The sequence below is a fragment of the Massilia sp. 9096 genome (assembly GCF_000745265.1).
In the GTDB taxonomy this organism is placed as follows: Bacteria; Pseudomonadota; Gammaproteobacteria; order Burkholderiales; family Burkholderiaceae_D; genus Telluria.
Genome location: NZ_JQNN01000002.1, coordinates 1 through 25,580 on the forward strand (window position 1 = coordinate 1; position 25,580 = coordinate 25,580).

Sequence of the window (25,580 nt, forward strand, 5' to 3'; positions counted from 1 at the left end):
GAGATTAGCAACTTATAACGCCGGGCGGACGACACCTCGCGCGTTCCGACACTCCGTATTTATAAGCAGCTTATACTTGCGGCGCTTGGCAAGGACCCGCGTCCGGCGCGATGGCGCGCCGCCGAGCAACGTGACTATATTGGGTGGTTCCCGCCGCCTGGGGCACGACGCCCACGCAGATCAGCAGCACGCGGCCGTCCAGCATGTGAAGTCGAATTGGTGAGCGTTCAGACCGACATGGCAGGCGATGGTGTGACGGATCAGATCCGGACTGTCGACCGACACTCCCTATCCGGCGACAATGGTTCCACAACCATTTATAAGCAGCTTATATAAGATAGAGGGCACATGAGATCGCTGGACCTTTTTGTAAGCAGCTTATATTACGCTTCACGTTGCATACAGGAAGTGGCGCGCGTGGTTGCGATATCAACAGCCTGGACGTTTGCACGGTCTCGACCAAACATAAGCGGTTGTGATCGTCAGCTCGCATGACTGTCGCTTCCTGAACATCAGCGCGTGCCAGAGTAAGAAGGACAGCGCGAAGTAAGAGCCGAGTGCGCATCGCCTCGGGTTGCAGTAGACAATCGAGCGGCCCCGCACAATTAAGAAAACCGCACATGTGCACATAAACGATGCGACTGTTTGAGCAGCCTTTCGCGTGTGAGGTCTCACCGATGCGAAAGACCAAGTGCATTAATGTGGCTACACGCGACAGCGCATCCATCACCCAAGTTGGCTCACCCGCGGGTGCCGGCACCGTGGACCGATCGTTCGGGCCTTTCTCTGCAGTCCGGTCACTACCGTTGTGGGCGCAGCTGCCCGACAACCGTCACCACGACCCGGTTATAAGCAGCATATATTGCAAAATTCGAGCAGCGGTCACTGCCCAACTGTCGAGCGCATACGCGCACATCGATCGTACTATCCGGGCAATTAGTCACGACTTCCCGGCTTCCGTCGCATGATGCAGCAAACTTGTCACCTTGCCACGCTAGCCGCCGCGCGCCGTAACCACCTAGCATATGAAGCTTGCATTACGTCCCTGATCGTACTCACCTTTTGACGACATGCCGAATCTCCGCAGGATACATCGGCGAAAGCTCAGGACGTCTCTCGTCCATACACGCGCCAAGGCGTCTGTGCTCGTTCCAATTGGCAACACCTTCATGCCTATCGAGAACCATGTACGCGATTGAACAGATTGCGGATGCGCTCAGGGGATAGGGCGCTGCGAATCAGGCTGGGTACCCCATCGTTCTGAGAACAACAGCCATGGCAGTAGCGTCCAATCTAGTAGGCGTCGCAACCACGTGTTCTATCGAGAGCGACATCGACTATTTGCTGTACAGGGGCTTATTTGGGAATGGCAGTGGGTACGTGCCCTGTGAGTCTCCGCAGTGTAGACGGTGCGTTCGCGCACGACACAGTCCCCGTAAAGGCTCACCCTAACGTCGTCTCCTACCTGGCGGGCTCACCTTTCGTCCGACACACGTTTAATGAGGACCGCCACCTAGGCCTATTAGGCAACGAATACCATGTAAACCACATCGCACTGACCTGCATGACGCGATCAGTCGCACAGACTGGTGCCTGCGGCATGCCACGCTGGTGGAACAACAGCCTCCGATGCCAAGGAAAGCACATCTCAGCAGCGGCAGTAGGACAGTCCCTGGCGAAGCTCACCTTATGGCCGATGCCATGTGGGCTGACTAAAGAGCGTCAGGTTTTCTCCGCATGCATCCAAGCAGAGCAGCAATAACCTGCGGGAAGACTGGAATGACCGTCATTGCATATGAACGACGCACCGCCAGCATTGCGATGCTCATGCGATCTACACATCCCGTACATCCCGCTTCACGTAGACGCTCACCTTTCGATTTCAGCACGAGGCGTAGGCGCCCGTTTTTGCGACCGGACATTGGTAAATGGCCGCTAACACGTCGTACGCCCCACTATGGGCAGCGCACGTGCCCTGGTATGTCAAATTGATAGGTCAGGCCAGATGGTGAGTCCCTGTAGGCTCTCACCTTTGTTCGGTAGAGCGGTGCCGCTCCGTATTGGTGAAGTGGTACGTCGGGTGCGGTATCGCGTGTCAGCGGTTCCCGATCGCGACGATGAAGAGGGGCAGTATGTCTACGTCTATCGCTTGGGTCGAAATGGACGTCTGGAGCCTACAGCCTAGGAGCCAGTCTCCTCACGCAAAACGATCAGATTTAGCTTTAACTGCTCGGCGCCGGGATGAACGCATCGCCGCTAGAACAACAAAGGGCGCTACCGGCACCCTTAAACTACTCATTGCCCCGGCGCGACACGTTTTCCATGTCACTCACGACGAGGCGACGCTCGATCAACCAGACGTCTTCGACAACTTGTCCCTCTTAGGGAGCTCGAGGGTACCAGCCAACTCCCGCAACGCCGCCATGGCGCGCTGCAGGGCAACATCGACGTCGACCCCATCTTCGACCTGAATAACGATATCGCGCGACTTCACTTGGACGCGAAAGGCGGATTCACCGTTCTTGTCGCTGATGGTGCGTGGTGTCGGTGCCTTGGTGCGAACCCGCTTCGCCTCAAACGGCTTGAGCAGCACGGCGCGCAGCTCAGCTTGGTCCATCTGGGGTTTGTCAATCAACACCTCGGCGGAGCGCACGATCGTGTTCTCGCCATCTGGATGTTTGGCTAATGCCTCTTTGATGACCCGCGCCTTGCGATAGGTGACAAGTTCCGGGTACTTCGCCATGAGTTCGAGCAGCGATACGGGCAAATCGAACAGGCTCAAACATTGAGACACGCGGGCTTGTGTGCAACCGAACACAGTTGCCACCTCAGCTTGCGTCGACGCGTAGCCTTCCTTCAATGCCGTCCGGTAGGCCAAGCCGCGTTCATAATCCGACAGCTTGACGTTGCTTTCGTTGTGGACCAGCGTCGCCAAACACGCGTCGCGGTCAGATAAGTGCATGACGCGGGCGTCAAGTTCGGACCAGCCAACTAGCCGTGCGGCGCGAACGCGGCGATGACCAGCGATCAGCTCGAATTTGCCGCTATCAAGCGCCCGAACCGTGATCGGTTCGTCTTGCCCACGGCCTTTTAAGGTTTCGCCGAGCAGTTGTAGTTCGGTCTCGTCATACTTTTTTCGCGGCTGATAGGGCGAGTCGACGATTAAGTGCAGCGGAATGCGGCGCGACGGCGACGTCACTTCTTCTACCGTCGGCGCAACCACGATCTTATCGGTCGGCTGACGTTCCTGTTGCTGGCTGTCACTCAACAGGTCGGTCAAGGATTTCGATGGACCGCTCGGTAAATCGTTCATATGCATCGGCGCGGTGGTGCGGCCAGGGCTACGCAGGCGTTCGGCCAAGGACGCATTGAAATCGGCCTCAGTTTGCTGGTGTTTCGTCACAAAATCTCCGTATCTATCCATGCCCAGCGCTGCTTACGCCACGCGCAGGCCTTCTTTCTGCGGGCTAAAGCTCAACATGCCCATTCGCTCAACCAACTCACGAGTTGCCGCCCGTAACTCATCAGCAGGCGCACTTGTAGGGCGGGACAAGGCCAGTGGCAAGCCATCGTCTTCGTCAAGCACCTTCTTGAATTCTTCGCTTGAGCTGATCTGGTTGTCCATCCACGCTTCGGGGTACTTGCTGGTCAGTGCAATCACCTGGGCCGCGACCCGGACCCGCTTCGCGTCGAAGAAGTTGCCGAGTACGGACAACTGGGGGAACTTGCTATACGTGTTTTTCATCTCGCCGATGACGTCCGCGAGATACGACACCGACTTCGTGCTATAGCGCTCCATTGACACCGGCGCCACCGCGAAATCACTCGCGAGCAAGGCGCCGCGAGTCGTCTGGTTCTTCGCTGGCGGTGCGTCGAACATCACGATGTCATACTGGGAGAGATCGAGGTTCGGGTTGCGGCCGGACAGTCCCTCGTCAAGCCAGCGCGCAATCGCCAGTTCTGGCTTCTTGCCCATAATGGCATCCACCGTAAACAGCGCTTCGAGTCGGTCAAGCGTCACTTCTGACGGAATCAGGTGCGGGCCGTTTTCGCCGTAGGGCCTCTTGATCACGTCGGCGAGCGGTCGTACCGCACCATTTTGCTGCCACTGCGGTAACAAATGACCAAGGTGATGCTCGACACAGGTCGATTGTGCGAGCCCCGCGGCTGTGGCTTCTTCTGGTGTGAGTTCAGGGTCGTAACCGAACGAAATCGTGAGGTTGGCTTGGAAGTCGAGATCCACCACCAGTACGCGCAATCCCATCAGCGCAAGGATGCACGCGATGTTCGAGCTGATCGTCGTTTTGCCAACGCCCCCCTTAGGCGCATAAACCGTCAAAATACGTTTGAGCTTGGGAGCGAGGTTGTATTTGCGTGCGCGGTAAGCCGCCAAATCGAAGACGTTTTCTACCGTAAAAATCCGTGTCTTTGGTCCACTTCCGCCTTGGCGCTCGATCTGCAGACTGGCCTCGTCCGCATCACGGCGTACCGAATCTACGCTAATCCCGAGCAGCTTTGCCACGCCTTGTACCTTGAATGTTTTACGTCCCAAGTCCGTCTCCCCGAAATTTGATGTCGTAATTTTCTCCTAACCAATCCTTCCGTGCAAGGAAAAGATCTACATTTCAGGATAAATCCTTGCAACAATCCCGGGTTACTAACTTTAAGCGCTTGCCTTGCAAGGAACGTTTACCCACTAACGCTTAGGTTAAGGTGAGACCGTACAGGGACTTGCCTAATGAGCTTGTCGTATTGGAACAGCTTGCAGAATGTGGTGCAGTTGATCCGGTGCTAGCTGAACTGGTACAGCAACGTTATGTCGTTTTCGCGTATTCGGGCAAAAGCCGAACGCGGTGTCTCAAAGGTGAACCCCTACAGGGACCTGTCTGTAGGGCGACCCGAGATCGCGTCGTGAGGCCGCCAACTGTAGAGCACGATCGGCGGCGTTCCTAAGGTGAGATTGGCCAGGGACTAGCTCACGCATGCGTGCGCGTAAAATCTCTTCTAGCCCCACTAGTCACCCGTCAGACGACAGCCAAGGTGAGCTTCCATAGGGACAGCGGATCGGAACTACCCCTTCCCAACTGCGCAGGTAAGGTGAGACCCTACAGGGAGTTAATCACGTGCTCGACGTTTGTTTGTGTATCCAGCGCAGCTAGCAGACCGACATGTCGGCAGAAAGTCATACGTCCAGTGAGGCAATATAAGGTCTGTGATGTTCTGTTGGGCGTCGTGTTGGCAAACCAATGTACATTGTGTACGTATTGAGAGGTTTTATTTGAAAAACAAAGTTAACCCCTGTTTACCTGTTTACGGTCGCTGAAACTCAGCAGCCATGCGGTTCTCCGCGGTTTGAGGTGAGACCGTACGGTCACTTCGGTGAGCTCATACAGGGACATTGGTGAGGTCTTCCGGGGAGGTCAAGGCTGTCGGGTGAGATGATGCAGGGAGACAAGGTGAGTGCATTCAGGTACCCATAACCTCAATGGTGAGTGTGAGCAGGGACGTGGAATGGCTTTGGTGAGCCGATACAGGGACTAGCGCATCGGCAGGTGAGCTTCGACGGGGACATAGCAGGCTGGTATCAGCGCACATTCAAGTGCCTAGTAACGGGTAACAGTCGGTCATAACAGGATGCGGACGTTCAGTCACGCCGATATACCCAAAACATAGCGAACAGGCCTCATCCATGCAGCCGAGCGTATTTGGAAACCGATACCGCATACTGCAGTTGTCCTCGATGATGCTGGCGATTGAGTCAGGGACCCAGCCTTCGCGCGTTACACCGTCATATTAGTCAGCTAGTAGCGGGTTAGGGGTTTTTGATCTAATGCCTAAAAACCCACATGTATTGAGTGGTTTTGGTTGAAAAACAAAGTTAACCCTGGTTTACCTGTTTACGGTCGCTGGAAGCCAGTATCCATGCGGGTTGCACCAGATTGAGGTGAGACTGTCCAGTCACTTCGGTGAGATTTCACAGGGACATGGGTGAGACTGTACAGGGACTGGGCGAGCGCCAGGTGAGAGAGGGCAGGAACCGAAGGTGAGCGGGTTCAGGTAGGTAGCGCACCAAAGGTGAGTGCGTCCGGGGACGAGCGGAAGAAATGGTGAGCATACACAGGGACCTTGATGCTGAAAGTGAGATCCTACGGGGACCTCTGGTTGCTGACCGAGGACAACATTTTAAGGCGAACGGACTATCAGCGGCGCTTAGTTTGATTGTCACCCGTATCGCTTGTTAAGGTGAGTGGTTTCAGGGGCTCAAACGCCAAACCGACCCGGAAGGTGAGATTGTACGGGGACCCCGTTGTAGCATCGGCTGCTGTTTGAACTGACGTTTTTGTGGTCTACGTGGACTTGGGCGTGTGTCTGCTACCGGCAACCCTGCGGCGAATGGTCCTGATCACGGTAGAAGGTGAGGGTCCACAGGGACCATATCGTCGCTCCGGGTCTCAAAGGTGAGCTTGTGCAGGGACATCCAAAATTAAGATGATCGGAAACGCTGGTCATCACCATCACCTGGTGGCGTTTCGCCCTCGATGTTGTGCTTGCGGGCTCATCGTTTATGCGCCAGCCTTGCGCGCGTTCTCCGGATGGATTAAAGGTGAGCTTTTACGGTGACTCGGTATGCTGTCAGCGCTTGAAGGTGAGGAATTACAGGGAGACGATGATTGGTGAAAGCCACATTTCACCCTTACTAAGGTGAATACGCTTGACTCACTCCTGATAACTCATGTAATAATGCACGTTGGCAACTGGTAAACGCGGCGTGGCGAGGACGGGGGAAGGGCAAGTGGCAGACAAGAGCAAAGACACCGCTGCCGCTAGTGGCGATCTCGTCGACATGGCGAACAAGCCCCCAGCGCCACGTTCAGAGTTGGAGATCCGTAAGTCCAACGAAGCGATTGGTTTACGGGTCGTGTCGGGCCGACTAACCCTATTAAATCGCAAGGTCTTCAACGTCCTTATGTACCACGCCCAGCGCATTCGTAAGCTGGGACAAGACGCGCCGATCGACACGCCAGCGGCGCAAAAATACTTTTGGGTGCCGCTCTCGGTCTTGGCCAGAAATGCCAGCTATGACAGCCGCGACATGCAGTTTCTGCGCGAGCAGATCGCAGAAATGCAAGACATCAAACTGCTGCTGGAGACTGATCGTCAGTGGACAAGTGAGCGTCTGATTGCGTCGGTCACGTTCGTCAATCCGAAGGGCCTACACAGCCGTAGCGGCCAAGTGTGGGTCGGGTTCGCCTTCCCGCCCGAAGTGCACGAAAGTGTGATGCAGCCGGAAACCTATACCCGGCTCAGCATTCACTACCAAGGCTTACTCAAATCAGGCACGGCGCTCGCACTGTACGAGTTGTGCCGACGTTATGCGACCAATCCATCGAAATTGACGTCGACGTACAGTGTCGAGCACTGGTACGGACTACTCACGGGTAACCCGATGCCGGAAAAACCAGAAGATCTCCCTGAGTACAAGTACTTCAAGCGGGACGTCCTCAAAAATGCCATCGCCGAAGTCAATCGCGTGACTGACATCGAGGTGGAACTCATCGAGCACAAGCTGGGCCGGCGCGTCCAGCAATTGCAGTTCCGCGTCGAGTTCAAGCCCGAGACCCAGAACGAACCACGCACCCCCTTTACGATCGACCTGAGCTTGCTCGAAAAGTTGATGGCCTTGGGCATGACTCAGCAAGAGGGCAGTAACGTCATCGGTGAGTATTCGGACGAGAAAATCAGCCAGGCCCTGGCAGTGGTCGAGGCGCGGATCAGCGCCGCCAGTGGCGGACCGATCCATTCGAAGGTCGCGTATCTGCGCTGGGCATTAAAGAGCGATGCAAAACTGCCAGAAAAAAAGGCCGAACCAAAGGTCAAAAATGGTGTAGTGCCAGATGGCCCGACCTTGCTCGAGCGCTTTTTGGCTGCACGTGCCAAGCTCGCTCTGGACGTGTTCAAGGAAATGGATGCTGACCAGCGCACGGCGACCTACGAACAGTTCAAAGGGCAGGCCACCGGCAAAGTACCGACGCTCGATAAAGCACTCGAGCACGGTGTGACGCGTACCGCCCTCAGCCTATGGTACGCGGACGCCCTTTGGGGTGAACCGACGGTGGAAAAATTGTCCCACTTTGCGGACAAGAGTCAGGTCTTGATTTAAGCGTCAACCGACTCGCACGACCGGTCAGCCTGCTGCAAACCCCGAAACACCAACAACCCGAGGCATGGCTGCTCGCGCAGAATGCGCGTCACGGACGCTAAGCGACAGTCGCCGGTTCTGGTGCAAATTCTGGATGGGGGAGAGTAGGCTGAGCCGGATGCCCTGTCAGTTCATGCAGCCAGGACAGCTGCCCAGACTTCGGACGGAGTTTGCCCCTGAGTTGCCAGGGCTCGCAGGTCAAACTGGCCTTTGCGAATGCGATGCATGAGCTCAACGCCACGAATTGTCGTGGCAGCGGAAGCGAAGCTCTTCAGTCCGAGCATGACACCCAGCCTGGTCTTTATGTTGCGATGGTCCTGCTCGATCAGATTGTTCAGGTATTTTGACGAGCGAAGCTCCCTCACGTCGATTACGGACTTAAGACAGGTGCGATCAGCCTAAAACAAGGCCAACCCTAAGACGCGCACGTTCAGCGCCGCACGCCTCGAGTGAGCATCGCCTCGGTCATGGAGGCAAGTCGATCGGTCATCGTCTGGATGTGGGACACGGCCAGGTGAGGCTCATTCGCGAGCAGCTGCTTATACAGCAGTGAAACGATCGGGATCGCGTCCACGGCGCTCACCGGTACCGAGACCGCCGTGCGATTGCGTTGGATGAGCCTGACGAAGTAGTGCGAGTCTTGGAACTCGATCCAAAGCGACTTGTCGTGCTCGCGACCATGACCGTCGAATTTCAACGACCTTAGCTTGTTTTCGAGCAGCGCCAGCAGCTGGTAGCACTCCTGCACCGTGAGCTGGACCGTGATCTTGTTCGGCCAGTCGAACGCGCGGCGGCCGCCGGCGCCGCCCAGGGCGATCGTGCCCTCGATCTGGACCGTGTGCTGGTTGCCCTTTCTCGTGCACGCTTCGCTGATGCACAGCGCAGCGGACGAGCCGAAGATGTGGAAGCTGTAGTACGGCGGCGCCGCCCGCTCCGCAGCTGGCGAAGAGGTGAGGGCGGGTACGACGCCCAGCTCGACCAGGTAGCGACGCGCACCGGCCGCGCGGGTGCTGCGCTGCGCGATCGCCTCGACGGCATCGAAGAACCGGCGCTGCTCCACGCGTGCGATCGCCACAAGCTCGTCGAGTGCTGCGCTGGCGCCCAAACCGCGCAACGTTGCGCGCACGCGCGGGTCGACCGCGCGCACCGTCGCCTCGAGCGCGTCACGCTGCGCAACGTCGCCCGCGGCGAACGCGCGCAGCGCCAGCCCAAAGCCTTTGCCCGCGTCGGACCTGGCCAGTTCGTGCAGCTGCTCGCGAGTCAACGCCGGCAGCTTGGCTTGGTCAAGAATAACAGCGATTTCGGAAACTTTCATTTATCGATCGACCGCATGCTAAGCCTGTCCCGTCCTGTTCACATCACTGCCTTTTTCGGACAGCCAGCAGCCAGTTCATAGATTTCTGTCGAGCGGTCAAGGGCGAGGCCGAGGTACTCTCTGACTTCCTCACGATCCACGCCCTCCTGTAATTTTCCCACTGCAAACGTGTTACGCAAGGTGCGAGCGCCCTGGCGCCCGACCTCGATGCCAGCGCGTTCGAACGTGGCCTTGACCTGGTCATAGACCGTTCCTGGTTCTAGCGGCTCACCCCTCACGTTCGAGGGAAACACCAGTGACCCGGGAATGTCGAGCTGCTTGCGCTCGATCAGCCAGGCTCGTAGCGCCACTGCACCGTAGTTGCGCAGGATCGTACTGTGCTCATAGCTCGTGTCGTGTTTGCCTTCGGGCGTGATCCTGAGTGCGATATCGCCCTCGCCCAATGGATCGTCCACTTCCGTGATCTGCAGGCCTACGGCTTCGGCCACGCGAAGCCCGCTGAACAGGATCGTGGCCTGCATCGCGTGTGTACGGCGCTGCTTCCAGCCGAGCGGTTTGCGGTCGCTGCGCGTCCTGGTCGCCGGCCGCATCGGGGGCAGGGCGCTGACGAACAGGTCGACCTGATTGGCATCGAGCACGGCCATGCGCTTGTCTTTGCCGAGGTAGTGGTTGTCGGTGGCCAGTTTGAGTGCGATCGTGGCTGGATTAGGGGCGACGGCCAGATGTTCGAAGCAGCGTTCGATCAGCCGCAGGTAGCGTTGCGTGATGCCGCTGTCCTGCTCGCCCTTGCCGCGCAGCTGGCTGACGAAGCCCACCAGATCCTGTTCGCCCAGATGCGAGAACGCGCGGCGCTCAGCGTGCATCCAATATGCGAATTTATTGAACATGGCCTTGTAGACGTGGGCCGACCTTTTGGAAACCGGCGACGGGGTGCCCTGGCCGAGGCGTCGGCTGGTCTTGACGAAGTCGGGACTGTCGATGAAGGCCTGGAAAGCGGCGACAGGATTGGCGTCCCACTGGTTGGACACGGTCATAAGTAGCTTGATCGGTTGGGGTGGCGAAGGCGTCGGCGTGGGTCGAATACGACAGCAGGGCGAAATTTCTCACCAATCATTATGTCATAAATTCGATTAACAAACAAGGGTGCCGACCAACCCGATGGGGTAAGCCCCTGCCTCGGACTGGCGGTGACGGGCCGGGGGCATTCTCTGCTCTCTTTTTGTTCTTTTCACTCCCTTCACTCTTTTAGTACCGTGGCGAGGGCGGTCAGGCGACGGGCGGTCTTTGAGTCGCCCAGAACGTGTCTGGAGGGTTGGTGTAAGGGTTTAGCTGTTTGTTAATCGGGAATATGACATTTCAGCATATGCCTGATACCCACGAGGACTGCCAGCTTGTCCATACATACCTAAATTCGCTGTTCCATGATTACCTCAAGTCACTCTGTGACATGCATGGCACAGACCGGGTCTATCAATCTCAGTGCCCTTAGGTGCTTGCTGTGCGATTTAGAAAGGACCGAGTAAGCGTCTGATGCAACCATTTTCAGTAGATGCCAGGATGCGACGCCAATCAATGTCGCGGCATATCGTCCTCGCCAATACAAGAAAGTCCAGCCAACCGAGGGTCACCGCATGGCCCGTGTGATGGTACAAGTACATTACACGCTCAACGTGCACTACCGGCGACATCGGTTCCCCAGCTTCTAAGGGCTTGCGTTGCAAGGCGGACCTTCGTATGGTGAAGGAGGCGCAGTACTTTCTGGCACTCGCGCGTACCTGGTCCGTGCCGATGATCTTCGTATTCTTTTCGTATGGTCGGCGCGCATACATCCCTCGCTTTGCTGTGGCAACGGGTCGGTGCCCTGTTGATGGCGCTGCGCGCTGGGTGCGTACTCGTCCAAGAACGAACAATAGCAAGCGACTAAAGCGGCGCGAGTCAACTAGGCTGCCGAGAATCGGAGTGCTCAGCGATGCGTGGCCGGCTTCAGATGGGTCGCTTATTTGCGAGGTTGGCGCTTCTCGATGTCAGTAATCAGCCAGGCCTTCAAGTCGCGATCAAGGAGCGGCAGAGCACGCAAAGCTGGCGTCCGACCGACGAATTGCTCGTCTATGAAAAACGGTAGCCGCAAGGGGCGAAGATCGGTCCAGCGAAGACAAAGCACCAGCGAACGCAACCATGACCAGATGCCAATATGGTCTTGTGACGTTAGTTACCGGCCCGGTAGTCGCCCTTGCCTCGCAATGCCGCGTGGGCCGAGCATCGATCATGCCCAGCCACCGTATGTGGCGGCAGGACGAAGCTTAGCTCAGTGGAAAGCACGAACTGCATCCTTACGGCCGCGTTCGGCGCCTGTAACCTTTGTGTTTTCGACTTGGGATGCTTGCATATACTCTCTTCACTTGTTGCAACTCCCCTATGCGCGCCGCTGGCATCACGTCATCGACGTGCTCGTTCATGTAACCCCGGTACCAAACGAACTCAGCGGCGCTAGTCGGACATGCTAGGTGGACGGCCGGCTACTTGTTGTGTTGAAATTTCTCAAGTTCGGCAATGAGTGCCGCCCTCAAATCGGGCGACAGGTAGGGCACTGCGCGGAGGAACTCTCGGCCAGTAGATGCGTCGTTCACCCATGATAGGCTGTACCCACAGGCCGCAAAGTTCGCCAACCCGAATGCTAGAGCTCCCCCTAACCCAGCAGCTAACATACGCAGGCGCGGCACGATCTCTTTGACGACAGGCTCCCGCTGGCCACGTAAAACCTTCTGCGTGTGCTTGTTCATTCCAGCGTCCAATATCTCGACGAAAGCTCCTTGCTGAATTGCAGCCTGACGAGAAACCGCCAAAGCGACCTGGGACGCTGACTCGGCTGCCTTCGCTGCCTTTTGTACATCGGCCTGCAGTTGGTCAACCGAGGCCTGTATCGCAGCAATGGCTTCGTCGAGCGTTTTCTTGATATCCTCGGTCATTTGGCTGCCGGCATCAGTAATTGCCTGCACAGCTACATCGCCAGCTCGTCGTACCGTATTTGCGTAAAAAAGTGCGGCGACAACAAGCGCATCGTCCTCCGGCAGCCTCTGCCCGGTTACAGCAAACACAGCTTCAGCGATACGTTTTTTTTCCGATTCGATATTCATTTATAGTCCAATCGCAGCAAGCTGGTTAAAAATTGCGCGTTCAAACATCTTGAGCCGTTGCTTGCGCATGAGCCGAAAACCTGAGAAAGCCTGTGCTTCATCGAAGGTAAGCTTGTTTGCCATCGTTTCACGCAGGTCAGCACCACCAGTACCTGGATCCAGTTCGTAGATCTGCACAACCCCTGCTATTTGGCTAGCGTATTTCTTGGCAACAGCGGTTTCGGACAGACGCACGCCGTTGATTTCTACAGGCCCAAAGAACGCGTTTTCATAGATGATAACTTTGCACTTGAGCGTGGCTTTGTTGCGCAAATCAGCCCCGACCAGCGTACGGCCGTGAGGTCTGGTAGCCTGAACAGATGAAACCAGCTCCGCAGAAGTACCGCACGACCAACTGGAAGACGTACAACGAAGCGCTCAAGGCACGCGGCTCGCTGCTCATCTGGCTTGATCCGACGATGAACTGGCATGGTCAGCCGAGCGGCAAGCGTGGGCGCAGCCAGACGTTCAGCGACGAGGCAATCCAGTTCTGTCTGAGCATCAAGTGCCTATTCAATTTGCCGCTGCGCCAGGCCATGGGCATGACGCAAAGCATGCTGCGCCTGGCCGGGCTGGACTGGCCGGCACCGGACTTCAGTACGATCAGCCGGCGGCAGAAAACGCTGCAAGTGGCGATCGGGGCAGTACCGACCACGACGGGCTTGCATCTGCTGGTGGACAGCACAGGCATCAAGATGCTGGGCGAAGGCGAATGGAAGAGGAAAAAGCATGGCGCAGACTACCGGCGCCAATGGCGCAAGGTGCACCTCGGAATCGACGCGTCCACGCTCGAAATCCGTGCCATGGAGGTGACCGATAACAGCATCGGCGATGCACCTGTCCTGCCGGGGCTGCTCGACCAGATTGCTGCCGATGAGCGCATTGCCAGCGTCAGCGGCGACGGCGCGTACGACACGAAGGACTGCCATGAGGCCATTGCTTTGCGCGAAGCGCATGCCATCATCCCGACCCGAAAGAACGCCAAACCCTGGAAGACCAATCGCCGCGGCGCGGACGCCCGCAACGAGATTCTGCACACGACACGCAGACTGGGCCGGGCGATCTGGAAAAAATGGAGCGGCTACCACCGGCGCAGCCTTGTCGAAACCAAAATGCGCTGCTTCAAGCTGCTGGGCGAACGCGTCATGGCGCGTGATTTTGACCGTCAGGTCGCTGAGCTACAGGTACGAGCTGCCGTGCTGAACCGCTTTACTCGGCTGGGTACCCCGATGACGGTCCCAGTGTTATAAAACGAACTACAAATAGCGTCAGCTCGGCCTTTGCTTGATTTGCTCAACAAAGCCGTTTGCTATTGGTCGATATTAGCCGTCCAAATAGCAGAGCGGGTTGCCAGAGTGGAACCCACGGCCCGTTATGACCGGCCGGAACAGAGCCAAGCACGATGATTGGGTATGTGCATAAGAATGTACCTTTCTCGACGTGTTCTTTAAACGTCTCACTGAGGGCTAGACGTCTTAGTGTAAGACTAGCGAGTAACGTGACGACATATTTCTACACCGTCCCGTCGAGCGACCTACGTACGAGGTTTAGAATCATGCCTGCCGCTTGTGCAAGCCTGAAATGATTGACAGCAGGCGCTCAACCTCTAGTGGCTTGCCGAGGTGGGCCGAAAAGCCTGCTTCACGCGCTGCGGCAATGTCTTGCTCGCGTCCTAGTCCCGTCACCGCGACTGCTGGCAGGCCAGCATAACGCGGCATTTTGCGGATCTCGCGCAGCAGCCCATAGCCATCCATGTCGGGCATTGAGATATCGGACACAAGTAGCTCGATATCCTCGCGCAAGAGAATGTCGAGGGCTTGCCGGGCGCTGGTAGCGACCTGCACCTTGGCGCCGTACATTTCCAGCAGCGATTGCATAATCATTACTGCATCCTCGACGTCGTCGACCAGCAGCACACGTAGTCCGGCAATGTCGAGCTGCTCGTCGTCTGGTACGCCGCCAACCGCATCGCCATCTTGCTCGACGAGCGGCAGCCAGACCGTGAAACAGGCGCCCTTGCCGATGCCTTCCGAATGAACTTGGATGCGTCCGCCATGCAGGCTGACGAGTTCCCGAACAAGCGCGAGGCCAATGCCCAGTCCACCTTTGGCGCGAGTGGTGACCGAATTCGGCTGGCCGAACATCTCGAACACCTTGTCCAGGCTGGCCGACGCAATGCCTTGGCCGCTGTCCACCACGTCGAGCCGCATCATGCCGTGATCGGCAGCAAGGTTCACTGCGATCTGGCCACCTTGTGGTGTGAACTTAATCGCGTTGCTGAGCAGATTCATGACAATTTGCTCGAAACGCACGGCGTCGGCCATCACGGCCAAGGTGTCGTCGATGCTGGTTGCAAATTGCAGCCCCTGGGCGGACGGGTCGGCCCGCGCCACGTCGATAATGGCTTCGACCACCTTACTGGCCTGGATTGGCGCCACCGAAAGGGCCATCTTGCCGGTACGGATGCGCGACAGGTCGAGCAGGTCTTCGATGATCTTAGCTTGGCTAACGACGGAAGTGCGAATCGTTTCGGCGCAACGCACAGCGAGGCTGGAGGCGCGCACTTCGGGAATGCGTGCCAGCACGTCGGCATTAATGCTGATCATGTTGAGCGGTTGGCGGAGTTCATGCGACATGATCGCAAGGAATTGGTCCTTGACGGCTGAGGCATGCTCGGCGCCGGTACGCTCGTGGCTCATCGCTTCGTCGCGTTCGCTCATCTGGCGAAGGCGCTGAGTTTCGTCGCGCGCGATCTTGGCATAGCCGTATGCCGCGCCCGGCCCGAGAGGATTGGTGACGCCACTGGCATAGAAGCGGCTGCCGTCCTTGCGCAGATGCCAGCGTCCATCCTCAGAACGGCCCTCGTCGCGGGCGCGATACATTTCGTCCTCGCGCGCACCACGCTCGCGGTCCTCAGGCGTGTACAGGACTTCAAGCGAATTGCCGAGCATCTCGGTTTCGGTGTAGCCGAACAGGCGCTCGGCGCCCTTGTTCCAGCTGGTGGCCCGGCCTTCGGCGTCGATTGAGATGATGGCGTAGTCGTGCGTGCTTTCTGCCACCATTTGCATGCGCGCTTCGTTGACGCGCGCCTGCTCCTCCGCATGGCGACGTTCACTAATGTCGAAGAAGGTCATGATCGCGCCCTCGATCCTGTCTTCGGTGGTGCGGTAGGGCAGCAGGCGTACGATGTACCAGCGGCCGTTATTGCTACGGACCTCGCGCTCGACCGGGCGCAATGTCTCAAACGTGGCAGTGACGTCGTCGGCGAGCTGGTCATAGTCCAGGCGATGGTTCAGGTCCAGCAACGAGCGGCCAAGGTCCGAGGCGATCACACTGAAGATATCGGTAGTGCGCGGCGTAAAGCGCTTGATGCGCAGTCCGCGGTCGACGAACACTGTGGCGATGTCCGTCAAGGCGATCAGGTTGTTAAGGTCGTCATTGGCCTTGCTGGTTTCCTCGACCTTTACCTTGAGCTCGTAGTTTACAGTAATGAGCTCCTCGTTTACCGACTGCAATTCTTCCTTGCTGGTCTCGAGTTCCTCGGTGGCCGAGCGCAGCTCTTCGTTGATCGCCTGGAGTTCTTCATTGGATGCGCGCAGTTCTTCGGTTGAGATCTCGGAATGCTCGATGGTCTCCTGCAACTGCTCTTTGGTACGTTGCAACTCGGCCTCGAGCTGGGCTAAGACTTGGTCGTCGCGCAGGACGCCGGCCGAGACGGGCATCACCTCGGGCGGCACATCGTTGAATACGACCAGCGTGAAGCTTTCCGAGCTGTCTTCGTCGCGAAACGAAGATACCTTCATGCCGATGATAGTGCTGCGCCCCAGCACATCGACCAGGATGTGGCGGCAGTCGATGGCCGTATTTCCCTGCTGGATCTGGTACAGCGCGCTGCGCAGTTCAAGACGCAATTCAGGCGTGATCAGTCCTAGTACGTTGCGCGATGGCTCGCCGTCGCCCAGACGCAGAAACTGGCCTGCGCGTTGCGATGTGTAGACGATGTTCGATTCGCGATCCAGCATCAGCGAGGGCGATGATGCCAGCGCAATTGCACGCTGGTGCACCTCTCCATACGAAAACTGACGCCGCGGTGGCGGACGCTGGATCGATTCGGGCAGTCGGCTGACGCGGCTCGGCAGCTCGATGCCGGGGCTCATGGTGCGCGAGACAGTGCGAGTGCGGGCGCGGTAGATACGATTTTTCTTGTCTACTGGGACGAAGAAATCCGTAACCGACTCGGCCGACTCGGAGCTGCCCAAGAACAGGTAACCGCCAGGTTTGAGGGCGAAGTGGAACATCTCGAGTACCTGCGCCTGGACTTCGCGATTCAGGTAAATCAACAGGTTGCGGCAGGAGACCATGTCGAGCCGCGAGAACGGTGGATCGTGCAAAACGTTGTGTGAAGCGAACAGGATATGGTCGCGGACGCCTTTGCGGATTTTGTAGCTATCATCGTCCTTATTAAAATGACGCCGCAGGCGCGAGGGCGCGATGTCAGTCAGGATTGAAGCCGGATAAGTGCCACTCCGTGCTTGGGCAAGGGCGTCGTTGTCGATGTCGGACGCGAAGACCTGGTAGCGTGGAGGGTGCGCCATCTCACCGGCATGGTCGGCCAGCAGCATCGCCAACGAGTATGCTTCTTCGCCGGTAGAGCAGGCGGCCGTCCAGACCCTGACCTCATCGGTCGCGCTCTTGTCCTTGAACAGTTCTGGAATGATTTCGCGCTCGACGGCGTCAAAAGCTTCGCGGTCGCGGAAAAAATTGGTCACGCCGATCAACATGTCGGACAGCAGATTATTGCATTCGCGCGGATCGTCTTCCAGTAGCTTGCAGTACTCCGGAAGGGTGTGCATGGTCCGTACCTGCATGCGCCGCTCGATACGGCGCAGCACGGTGGCGCGCTTATATTGCTTGAAGTCGTGGCCGGTACGGTTTAGCAGGAGTAGTACGACACGCTGCAGCGCTTCCTCAGCAAGCTGAGCCTTGTCTTCACCTGGCAGGTGCGCAATAGAACCCTCGCCATCGCCAGTCGGCGGCAGCTCAATGATGCGCGCGTTTTGCCACAGATCGATCAGCTTCTGCGGCATCTCGGTCACGGGCAGCACGAAGTCCACGGTGCCAGTGCGGATCGCCGCTTCTGGCATGCTGTTATGCTCGGCGTCGGCGGGCAGCTGCGCCATCGTAATGCCACCCTGTTCTTTGATACGCGTGATACCGACAGCGCCGTCTGAGCCGGTGCCCGACAGCACGATCGCCACCGAGCGTTCGCGATGCACTTCAGCCAGCATGCGGAAAAAAAGGTCAATGGCAATGTGGGTGCCGCGGGGGCGCTCCTGCGGCCTCAGACCAAGGAAGCCGTCGATCATCGTCAGATGATGGTTGGGCGGAATAACGTAGATGTGGTCGGCCTCGATCTGCGTGGCTTTGACGACCTGAACAACTGGCATGCGCGTGGTCCGCTGGAGCACTTGGTCGGCGGTGCTGGTGTGCTTGGGTGACAGGTGCAAGATGACAACGAATGCCATGCCGGTTTTTTGCGGCAAGTTCTCGAAGAAGCGCTGCAGGGCGGGTAACCCGCCGGCAGACGCACCAATACCGACGACGGGGAACTGGATTGTGCTCGGCACGACATCAGGTTCGGTCGGCGGCGTGCTGGGTAAAGCGGCGGTATCGTTCATCGGAGGCTTTAGGCGAATTAAGCACTCCAGTGTAGTGTAATCATTAAACTGTTCGACAGAAACGATAAAAAATTCTTATCAGCATGAACGATGCGCCGAGTATGGAAGAGCACCCTTTTCAGTCATTGGCAAAGAACTCCGTATCGAGTACAAGGGCGCGCAGCGATGCACATTTTTCCTCGGCTACATTTGCTTTCTGACGTAAGCTCAATGCCTCGGCTACCTTGCCGGCCGCCTCGGCGAGATCGGCGAATTGCTTCAAGATAAGGATACGTTCTTCTATTGCTCTCACCGTCGACCACAAGCTCGCATCTACCGCTTCATTAACCTCGACAAGCAACGACTTGAACGAGTAGGCATGGCCTGTATGGCAGCGAAAGCGCACGAGCATACCGTCTTCGATCTGCACAAGCACACCGTGGCACTCTGGGCAGGTGTAATTCGACACCTTACCGAGCTTCATCACGTCGGCATACATTCCATTTCCCTCCAGTGCAACCTCGTTTTCGACTTCCTGGCTGATCCGTGGCGCGTGCAAAATTGGTAATGAAGCGTGACAGATAGTCTCCCGTGTTAACGCGGCGCTTAGCTGCTCGATTGTGCCGACGAAATCCACGTCAACGTGTTCGATTGCGCTATCGGGCATCGATCTGTACTGCGCTTCTTCGGGAGCCTGGACGAACGCCAGCCCCTTTCGATCTTTAATCTGCCAAAGCCCGGCTGTCCCATCATCGAGAGCACCGCTCAGGATAACGCCTATGACGCGCGGCCCACATGTCAATGCGGCGGAGCGGAACAGTACATCGATCGCCGGTCTGACGCGACACTCCTTTGGGCCACGCGTGACACGGAGCCGATCGCCTTCGATCATCAGGTGACGGTCGGGCGTTGCAACATACACCGTGTTGGGCATGATGGCCTGATGATCCTCGGCAGAGGTGACATGCATTGATGTCACTCTTTGCAGGATACGGGCGAGCTGACTCGGAGAATGGGGTGAAATATGCAACACGACGAAGAAGCTCGCTGCCGTATCCGATGGCAAACTGGCGAACATCGTCTGCAGGGCTTCGACGCCGCCTGCAGAAGCACCGAGGACAACGATGTTTCTTCTATTGCCACATTGAGGCACATTCATTGGGTGATCTGTCAGTCATCAAAACCCATTGTAACGTTTACCCCGATAAGGCAAGCTCATTCAGCACGAATTCAAGTAGTGAAACCGTAGTTTGACAAGTCCGCTTTTGGCCGATCTCGGCCGTTCAGGCCAGCACAGCAGGGCGGCAGGCTGAAAATCTATAGGTCGGCACTACAAGCAGGAAGAAACCGAAAGCAGTTGCTGACGCTAGGTGACTGCTGTGGCAAGCGAATCATAGACAAGTTAAACGGATCGGCATGGCGACCAACCATGCCGACTGCACTTAGAAACACCATTCACGGCCGAGCGCAACAGGCGGCAAGAGCTACGCCAACATTTGACAATCAGCCAGCTGTGCTCTTGACGAAAGGGCGGCAGTCGATTGGAATATCGATGAGGAACGTGGTGCCGGTCTGTTCGGAGCTGTCGACCGCGATGCTTCCCCCGTGGCTTTCAGTGGCGCGCTTCACGAAGGCAAGGCCCAGCCCCCAGCCCGACGCCGCCGGGCTTGCGCCGCGCGAGCCGTATTCGAAAATTTCGTTTTGCTTTTCCTTGGGAATCGGCTGCCCATCGTTGTGAACCGAAAGCATCATGCGCCCGCGCACATGGCTTGTCGCCAACCCGATCTTGCGGCCGGCCCCATGCGTCAACGCGTTGTTGATCAGATTTTTCACCGCGCGTTGGAGCGTGTTTCGACACCACCATCCACGCGTCGACTCCGCCGTCACTGAGAATTCCAACGCATGGTTTCCGGCGTAGCCTTTGGCTACCTCCGCGAGAAGCTCGGCGATGTCGAATTCGGAAAGCTGCAAAGGAAGCTGATCGCTTGCTTTGGAGGTCAAGGCGTCCAGAAGGTCGGACATCATGTCTTCAAGCCTGCGCGCGTTGGCTTTGATCTTTCCCGCAAACTGTCTGTTGGTCGAGAGATCGTTGGACAATTCAATCAGCTGGGCGCCGGTTGAGATGACGGCCAAGGGCGTGCGCATGTCGTGCGAAAGCGCTCCCGCGAGCTTGCGGCGCAGATCGTCCTGAATGGAAGCGAATTCGCGGATCGCCTCGCGCACCGCCGCGTTGATCGAGCGGTCGATGACTGCCCATTCCTTGGGACTCAAATCCAACCGCGTCGTCGCTTCGGCAGCAATCGCCTAGCGCAAAATTTGGTATTCGTGGACGACTTGGTCCGGACCATAGGACGTCATCCTGGCCCGCTCGCCGCCGTGCACTGCCGCCGAATTGTTTGAGCTCGTGGCGTTTCTTCGAGGATGTTCAGCGCTGAGCGCTTCGCCGATGTTGTCGAAGAACGCAGGAAGCGTGTTGGTCAGCACAGGTCGAAGCAACGTGGCGGCGCCTTCGACGCGCGCGCGCACTTCGCGCTCCCATCGCTCCATCACGGACTCTCGCAGAGCGAGGAATTGCCGAGCTCGTGGAGTGATCCCATGCTCGTCTGGATTTTGATCGGTCGCCAGCATCATGTCGTTTGATCCCTCATTTCACCCAGTCGGTCTGCGGATCGGCATCGACTGCAAGCTTGAAACGAATCATTGTCAAAATTTCATTCAGTCGGCAGCCGCGTATCCCATGTGGCGGTTGGCGCAACGAACCTGCCATGATAAACCAGTCGAAGCTTAAATTTATTAATTTTCAGCAATGCCGTGTGGTCGACCCGAGAGGCTTGCGCTTGTCTTTGAAGTCGGTTAGGACATTTTCCCGTCGATTTGTTGAAAAATCCCTGGTTCGGAGCGCACGGTCATCGGGAGCAAAACGAGATTTCCTCAAATTTTTGTCATTTTCAACAAGGCTAACGCGCAACACCGTAAAGATATTTTCCGTGCAGCAATGAAGGAAATCGCGCTTGGGAGTATGCTGTGAACATATCTCATCCGCGCCTGGCAAGCGCCATCTCAGGAGACTCACGATGGGACAAATGGACAAAGGTTGCCGGGTGCTGGTTGTCGACGACAACGCCGACGCGGCGGATTTGGTCGCCGAATTTATGGCTTTTAAAGGCTATGAAGTCGCCGTCGCCCATGGTGGCGAGGAGGCCGTCAAATTGGCGAAGAGCTTCGGACCGAATCTTATTCTTCTCGATTTGGGCATGCCCGGGATGGACGGATACCAAGTGGCGTCGGCGCTGCGCGGCGCTGAATGGTTCCCCCCGACGCGAATCGTCGCGCTCACGGCTTGGGGAGATCAAGGTTCGCGCGAACGAACGGCGGCTTGCGGCTTCGACGCGCACTTGGTCAAGCCCGCGCGCTTGGAGAATTTGATCGCCCAAGCGCAGTTGAGCTGGAACTAGCCTCGGAATGGGATGCCTGTTGAAATCTCGAGCGTTGTCGCGCGCCACCGAGTCCGTCCAACGACGGTCGACCAAACCCTGCCACGCAACCGGAAGGCCAAGGTTGCTCTTGGGGTTCGGCAGCTCAGTCTGGATTGATGCTTTGTCTAAGTCAGCCTGCCTCCGGCTGGGCTTCGCGAGTCGGATCGAACCATCCATGGGTCCGTCTAAAGCCAAGAGGGGGCGCAATCGGCCACTTCGTCAATTTCGTCGAATCAATTTCCTCAAAGTTTTGACGTATCGCCGTTCTTCGCGAACCGCTGAGAGCAATTGAACCTATAATCTCGGCTTGATTCGCCTGCTATGGTGCGTTGCCTGACGGGGGATGCCCGTTTTTAAACTGGACGGTCTCAATGCCACAATTGTCGTTTCCTTCGCGCAAGCCTACGCGTTGCATCCCCACTGGAGTGCCCGGATTGGACGACATACTCGGCGGTGGGCTGACGGCTGAACGAATCTATCTGGTCGAGGGCACTCCCGGGACTGGAAAGACGACGATCGGTTTGCAATTCCTTCTCGACGGCCTGACCCGTGGCGAAAAGGGGCTTTACATCACTTTGTCGGAAACCGCCGACGAGCTCTGGGCCGTGGCCGAGAGCCATGGCTGGTCGTTGGAGAACACTGCGATTTTCGAGCTTGCCAGCAGCGAAGCGCTCGATCCCGACGCGCAGCAGTCAGTGCTTCATCCTTCCGAAATAGAGCTGGGCGAGACGGCGCGCGGCGTCATGGCGCAGGTAGAAGAGCAGCGGCCGAGCCGGGTCGTTTTCGACAGCCTGTCGGAGATGCGATTGCTGGCTCAGAACCCGCTGCGCTACCGCCGTCAGATCCTTGGGCTCAAACAGTTCTTCTCGTCGCGCGAATGCACAGTCCTTATGTTGGACGACAAAACCAGCGCGTCGGACCAGCACTTGCACAGCATCGCGCACGGCGTGGTGAGCCTTGAACAGATGGCTCAGGAGTTTGGCAAGGAGCGCCGGCGTGTCAACATAATGAAGATGCGAGGGATCAAGTTTCGGGGCGGCTATCACGACTACGTTCTCGACACGGGAGGCGTTCGCATGTTTCCCCGGATTGTCGCTTCCGAGCATTCCGCCGCTTTTGAGCCAATCACTCGCTCGACCGGTTGCGAAGGGCTCGACGCGCTTCTTGGCGGCGGCCTGGTCGCGGGCACCAACACGCTCTTCATTGGACCCTCGGGCGTGGGAAAAACCACGACCGTGGTCCGTTGCATGTTGACGGCGTTGGAGCGCGGCGAACGCGCTTTTTACTACTTGTTCGACGAGGGACTGGGAACGTTCTTCGCGCGCTCGGCGTCGCTGGGCATGGACTTGCGTTCGCACCAAGACGCGGGCCGGCTGACCGTAAGGCATGTGGACCCGGCGGAACTCTCGCCGGGCGAATTCGCGCAAATGCTGCGCGATGCCGTCGAGCTCGACCGGGCCAACTTTATCGCCATCGACAGCCTGAATGCTTATTTGCAGGCAATGCCCGGCGAGCAGTTTTTGCTGCTGCAAATGCACGAGCTCCTCTCGTATTTGAATCAGAAGGGCGTGACGACGACCCTGATTCTTGGCGAGCATGGGATCGTTGGCGAGATGTCGCGCGACGTCGACCTTAGCTACTTGGCGGACTCCACCGTGCTGCTGCGCTATTTTGAGGCTGATGGCAAGCTTCGTCGCGCGATCACGGTCTCCAAAAGCCGGACGACCAACCACGCGCTCACGATCCATGAGCTCCTGCTGGGGGCTGGCGGCATTGAGATCGGCGAGGCTTTGCAGGGGTTCGAAGGCGTCCTTACGGGCCTTCCGACCTACAAAGGCTCGACAGCCATGATGGACAATCCCCGTGCCGACGATTGAGCTTCGCGAGCAGCGGGTCTTGATTCTGGCGCCGCGCGGGCGCGACGCCGAGGTGATCGCCGGCGTCGTTGCGCGCCATGGGCTTTACGCTCAAATAGTTCGAGACGTGGACGAGCTCATGGAAGCGATGGGGCTTGGGGCGGCCGCAGCGATGTTGGCCGAGGAAGCGCTGACGCCCGATGCGCGTCAGCGCATCGTCGAATGGATCGGCAAGCAAGAGCCTTGGTCGGACTTTCCATTCGTGCTGCTGCTGGCGAAGCGCGCGGGATCGGCCCCGGTCCAGCTCCAAGAAACGTTGGCTCGGTTGGGCAACGTGATTTTGCTCGAACGGCCTTTGAGCTCCGACACTTTGGCCGCCGCCGCCGCGTCCTCGTTGCGCGCGCGCCGCCGCCAATACGAAGCGCGGACAATCATGGCCCAAAGGGAAACGGTAAGCCGAGAGCTGGCTTTCCTGAACGAGCATTTGGAGGCGCGCGTTCACGAGCGATCGCTCGAGCTTGCTCGCGCCAACGATCGCTTGGCGGCCGAAATGATGGAGCGCGAGCGCGCTCAGCAAGCGATGATCCAAGCCCAGAAGCTCGAATTCCTCGGGCGGTTCACCGGCGGGGTTGCCCACGACTTCAATAATCTGCTCAACGTCATCCAAGGCAACATGGATCTCATCGGCTTGTTTTCCAAGGAAGACATTACCAAAGCCCGAGCCAAAACGGCGCAGGCGGCCTGCAAGCGCGGCGCAAAACTGACCGGCCAGCTGCTGACCTTCGCGCGCAACCAATCGCTTGATTTGCAGCCGTTGTCCGTCAAGACGATGTTTGAGGTGGTGTCGGAATTGGCGCCACCCATACTGGGCGCAGGCGTGGAGCTCGATTTTGTAATCGAGGCTGGCGTGGACAGTGTTTTAGCCGACGCAAGTCAGATGGAAATGGCTTTGCTCAACCTCGCGGTAAATGCTCGTGACGCGATGGATGGAAAAGGTCGACTTTCCTTTCATGCCTCGCTTGCCACGCCTCCGGCCGGCTTGGCTTCCGACCAAGCCTTTGTCCGCGTTGCAGTCAGCGACAACGGTTCCGGCATGTCGCCGGAGGTCGTGGCCAAAGTGTTCGAGCCGTTTTTCACGACCAAGGACGTTGGGAAGGGCACGGGCCTGGGCTTGAGCCAAGTTTATGGCATGGCCCAACAGTCCGGCGGCGCGGTGTCGGCGCGCAGCGTGCAAGGCGCGGGGGCGACCATTGAGATATGGATGCGCTCAGTTGCCGGCTCGGACGCAGATCAGGCGTCGCCTGACGCGGCCGCGGTTCCGTTGGGTGGATTCAAAATCTTGGTGGTGGAGGATGACGACGCCGTGCGTGCGGGCATCGTCGACGCGCTAATGGCTCTGGGCTGCGACGTGTCGCAAGCGAGCAGCGGTCGTGCCGGGCTTGACGCGCTGGTTATGGCCAGGCCGCAATTGCTTTTTACCGATTACTTGATGCCGGGTATGAACGGCGTGCAGCTTGTCGTCAAGGCGCGCGAGATGTTTCCTGACTTGGCCGTGTTGGTGGCGACTGGGTACGCCGACATGAGCGCGATTGAAGACGCCGTTGGAGCCAATCGTGTGCTGCGCAAGCCGTTCCAATTGGCCGAGCTTAGCGCGGCCGTGTCCCGGGCTGCGAACAGACGCGCAAGTCCTAGATAAACCTTTCCACAGCCATGCGCGCGTGGGCCGCGGCTCGCGCGATGTATGAAGAGTTTGCCGAATTCTCCTGCGCCCAGCAGAAGCGCGGCTCAGGAGCGCGCCCATGGATGGCGACTACCGAGGTTACTATCAATTTCGCCGCAAGCTTGCGGCGGATACGTGGCGCTTGCCGTTCTTCTGTTTGCTTTGCTTAGATGGAAGATCATC

Annotated in this window: 15 protein-coding genes and 1 pseudogene; 5 read left to right on the plus strand and 11 right to left on the minus strand. The window is 57.8% G+C overall.

The genetic code is table 11. The features are described 5' to 3' along the window. Positions 1-2,350: 2,350 nt before the first annotated feature. Positions 2,351-3,403: a ParB/RepB/Spo0J family partition protein gene (locus tag FA90_RS24180; RefSeq protein ID WP_197065391.1), complete on the minus strand. Its 1,053-nt coding sequence runs from the start codon at positions 3,401-3,403 to the stop codon at positions 2,351-2,353. Between the two features lie 33 nt (positions 3,404-3,436). Then, positions 3,437-4,552, minus strand: coding sequence for a ParA family protein (locus FA90_RS24185; protein ID WP_239701095.1), 1,116 nt, complete (start codon positions 4,550-4,552; stop codon positions 3,437-3,439). A 2,241-nt stretch (positions 4,553-6,793) separates the two neighbouring features. Between FA90_RS24185 and FA90_RS24190 the strand changes: the two genes are divergently transcribed. After that, positions 6,794-8,161, plus strand: coding sequence for a replication initiation protein (locus FA90_RS24190; RefSeq protein ID WP_156116908.1), 1,368 nt, complete (start codon positions 6,794-6,796; stop codon positions 8,159-8,161). A 170-nt stretch (positions 8,162-8,331) separates the two neighbouring features. On the opposite strand, the pseudogene FA90_RS24195 reads toward FA90_RS24190, so the two are convergent. From FA90_RS24195 to FA90_RS24215, 5 genes and pseudogenes are all read right to left on the minus strand, one after another. After that, positions 8,332-8,556 (minus strand): annotated as a pseudogene (locus FA90_RS24195) (DDE-type integrase/transposase/recombinase); the annotation flags it as partial. 74 nt (positions 8,557-8,630) lie between these two features. Then, positions 8,631-9,515, minus strand: coding sequence for a hypothetical protein (locus FA90_RS24200; protein ID WP_036177277.1), 885 nt, complete (start codon positions 9,513-9,515; stop codon positions 8,631-8,633). Positions 9,516-9,553: 38 nt separating this feature from the next. Further along, positions 9,554-10,549, minus strand: a complete 996-nt coding sequence (locus FA90_RS24205; protein WP_036177283.1) for a site-specific integrase — start codon at positions 10,547-10,549, stop codon at positions 9,554-9,556. A gap of 1,482 nt (positions 10,550-12,031) precedes the next feature. Next, positions 12,032-12,649 carry a hypothetical protein gene (locus FA90_RS24210; RefSeq protein WP_036177290.1) on the minus strand — a complete coding sequence of 206 codons (618 nt, stop codon included), beginning with the start codon at positions 12,647-12,649 and terminating at the stop codon, positions 12,032-12,034. Continuing rightward, positions 12,650-12,961 (minus strand): hypothetical protein, encoded by a 312-nt coding sequence (locus FA90_RS24215; protein WP_051972260.1) that lies wholly within the window; start codon positions 12,959-12,961, stop codon positions 12,650-12,652. 47 nt (positions 12,962-13,008) lie between these two features. Here FA90_RS24215 and FA90_RS24220 point away from each other — a divergent pair, with 47 nt between their 5' ends. Further along, on the plus strand, positions 13,009-13,938 hold the full coding sequence (locus FA90_RS24220; protein ID WP_036177297.1) for an IS5 family transposase: 930 nt from the start codon (positions 13,009-13,011) through the stop codon (positions 13,936-13,938). A gap of 303 nt (positions 13,939-14,241) precedes the next feature. Here the strand turns inward: FA90_RS24220 and FA90_RS24225 are convergent, their stop codons facing one another. From FA90_RS24225 to FA90_RS26720, 4 genes are all read right to left on the minus strand, one after another. Then, on the minus strand, positions 14,242-18,366 hold the full coding sequence (locus FA90_RS24225) for a CheR family methyltransferase (protein WP_036177302.1): 4,125 nt from the start codon (positions 18,364-18,366) through the stop codon (positions 14,242-14,244). A gap of 118 nt (positions 18,367-18,484) precedes the next feature. Beyond that, positions 18,485-19,504, minus strand: coding sequence for a chemotaxis protein CheB (locus FA90_RS24230; protein ID WP_036177308.1), 1,020 nt, complete (start codon positions 19,502-19,504; stop codon positions 18,485-18,487). A 344-nt stretch (positions 19,505-19,848) separates the two neighbouring features. After that, the gene (locus FA90_RS24235; RefSeq protein ID WP_156116909.1) at positions 19,849-20,616 is read right to left on the minus strand and encodes a sensor histidine kinase KdpD; all 768 of its coding nucleotides are present in this window, start codon (positions 20,614-20,616) and stop codon (positions 19,849-19,851) included. Between the two features lie 33 nt (positions 20,617-20,649). Continuing rightward, entirely contained in the window at positions 20,650-20,976 is a 327-nt protein-coding gene (locus FA90_RS26720; protein ID WP_156116910.1) for a hypothetical protein, read from the minus strand. A gap of 443 nt (positions 20,977-21,419) precedes the next feature. Between FA90_RS26720 and FA90_RS24245 the strand changes: the two genes are divergently transcribed. The 3 genes from FA90_RS24245 to FA90_RS24255 all read left to right on the plus strand — a co-directional run bounded on the left by FA90_RS24245 (position 21,420) and on the right by FA90_RS24255 (position 25,373). Further along, complete coding sequence (locus FA90_RS24245; RefSeq protein WP_156116911.1) at positions 21,420-21,800, plus strand: response regulator; 381 nt, start codon at positions 21,420-21,422, stop codon at positions 21,798-21,800. Between the two features lie 392 nt (positions 21,801-22,192). After that, the gene (locus tag FA90_RS24250) at positions 22,193-23,698 is read left to right on the plus strand and encodes an ATPase domain-containing protein (protein ID WP_036177328.1); all 1,506 of its coding nucleotides are present in this window, start codon (positions 22,193-22,195) and stop codon (positions 23,696-23,698) included. Further along, on the plus strand, positions 23,685-25,373 hold the full coding sequence (locus FA90_RS24255; RefSeq protein ID WP_156116912.1) for a response regulator: 1,689 nt from the start codon (positions 23,685-23,687) through the stop codon (positions 25,371-25,373). The genes FA90_RS24250 and FA90_RS24255 overlap by 14 nt, the downstream gene beginning before the upstream one ends. Positions 25,374-25,580: the final 207 nt, after the last annotated feature.

Excerpts from the sequence above, each read along its gene's own strand:
- FA90_RS24200 (WP_036177277.1), bottom strand. The coding sequence starts at position 9,515 with ATGAAAGTTTCCGAAATCGCTGTTATTCTTGACCAAGCCAAGCTGCCG.
- FA90_RS24205 (WP_036177283.1), bottom strand. The coding sequence starts at position 10,549 with ATGACCGTGTCCAACCAGTGGGACGCCAATCCTGTCGCCGCTTTCCAG.
- FA90_RS24210 (WP_036177290.1), bottom strand. The coding sequence starts at position 12,649 with ATGAATATCGAATCGGAAAAAAAACGTATCGCTGAAGCTGTGTTTGCT.
- FA90_RS24220 (WP_036177297.1), top strand. The coding sequence starts at position 13,009 with ATGAAACCAGCTCCGCAGAAGTACCGCACGACCAACTGGAAGACGTAC.
- FA90_RS24225 (WP_036177302.1), bottom strand. The coding sequence starts at position 18,366 with ATGAACGATACCGCCGCTTTACCCAGCACGCCGCCGACCGAACCTGAT.
- FA90_RS24230 (WP_036177308.1), bottom strand. The coding sequence starts at position 19,504 with ATGAATGTGCCTCAATGTGGCAATAGAAGAAACATCGTTGTCCTCGGT.
- FA90_RS26720 (WP_156116910.1), bottom strand. The coding sequence starts at position 20,976 with ATGATGCTGGCGACCGATCAAAATCCAGACGAGCATGGGATCACTCCA.
- FA90_RS24245 (WP_156116911.1), top strand. The coding sequence starts at position 21,420 with ATGGGACAAATGGACAAAGGTTGCCGGGTGCTGGTTGTCGACGACAAC.
- FA90_RS24250 (WP_036177328.1), top strand. The coding sequence starts at position 22,193 with ATGCCACAATTGTCGTTTCCTTCGCGCAAGCCTACGCGTTGCATCCCC.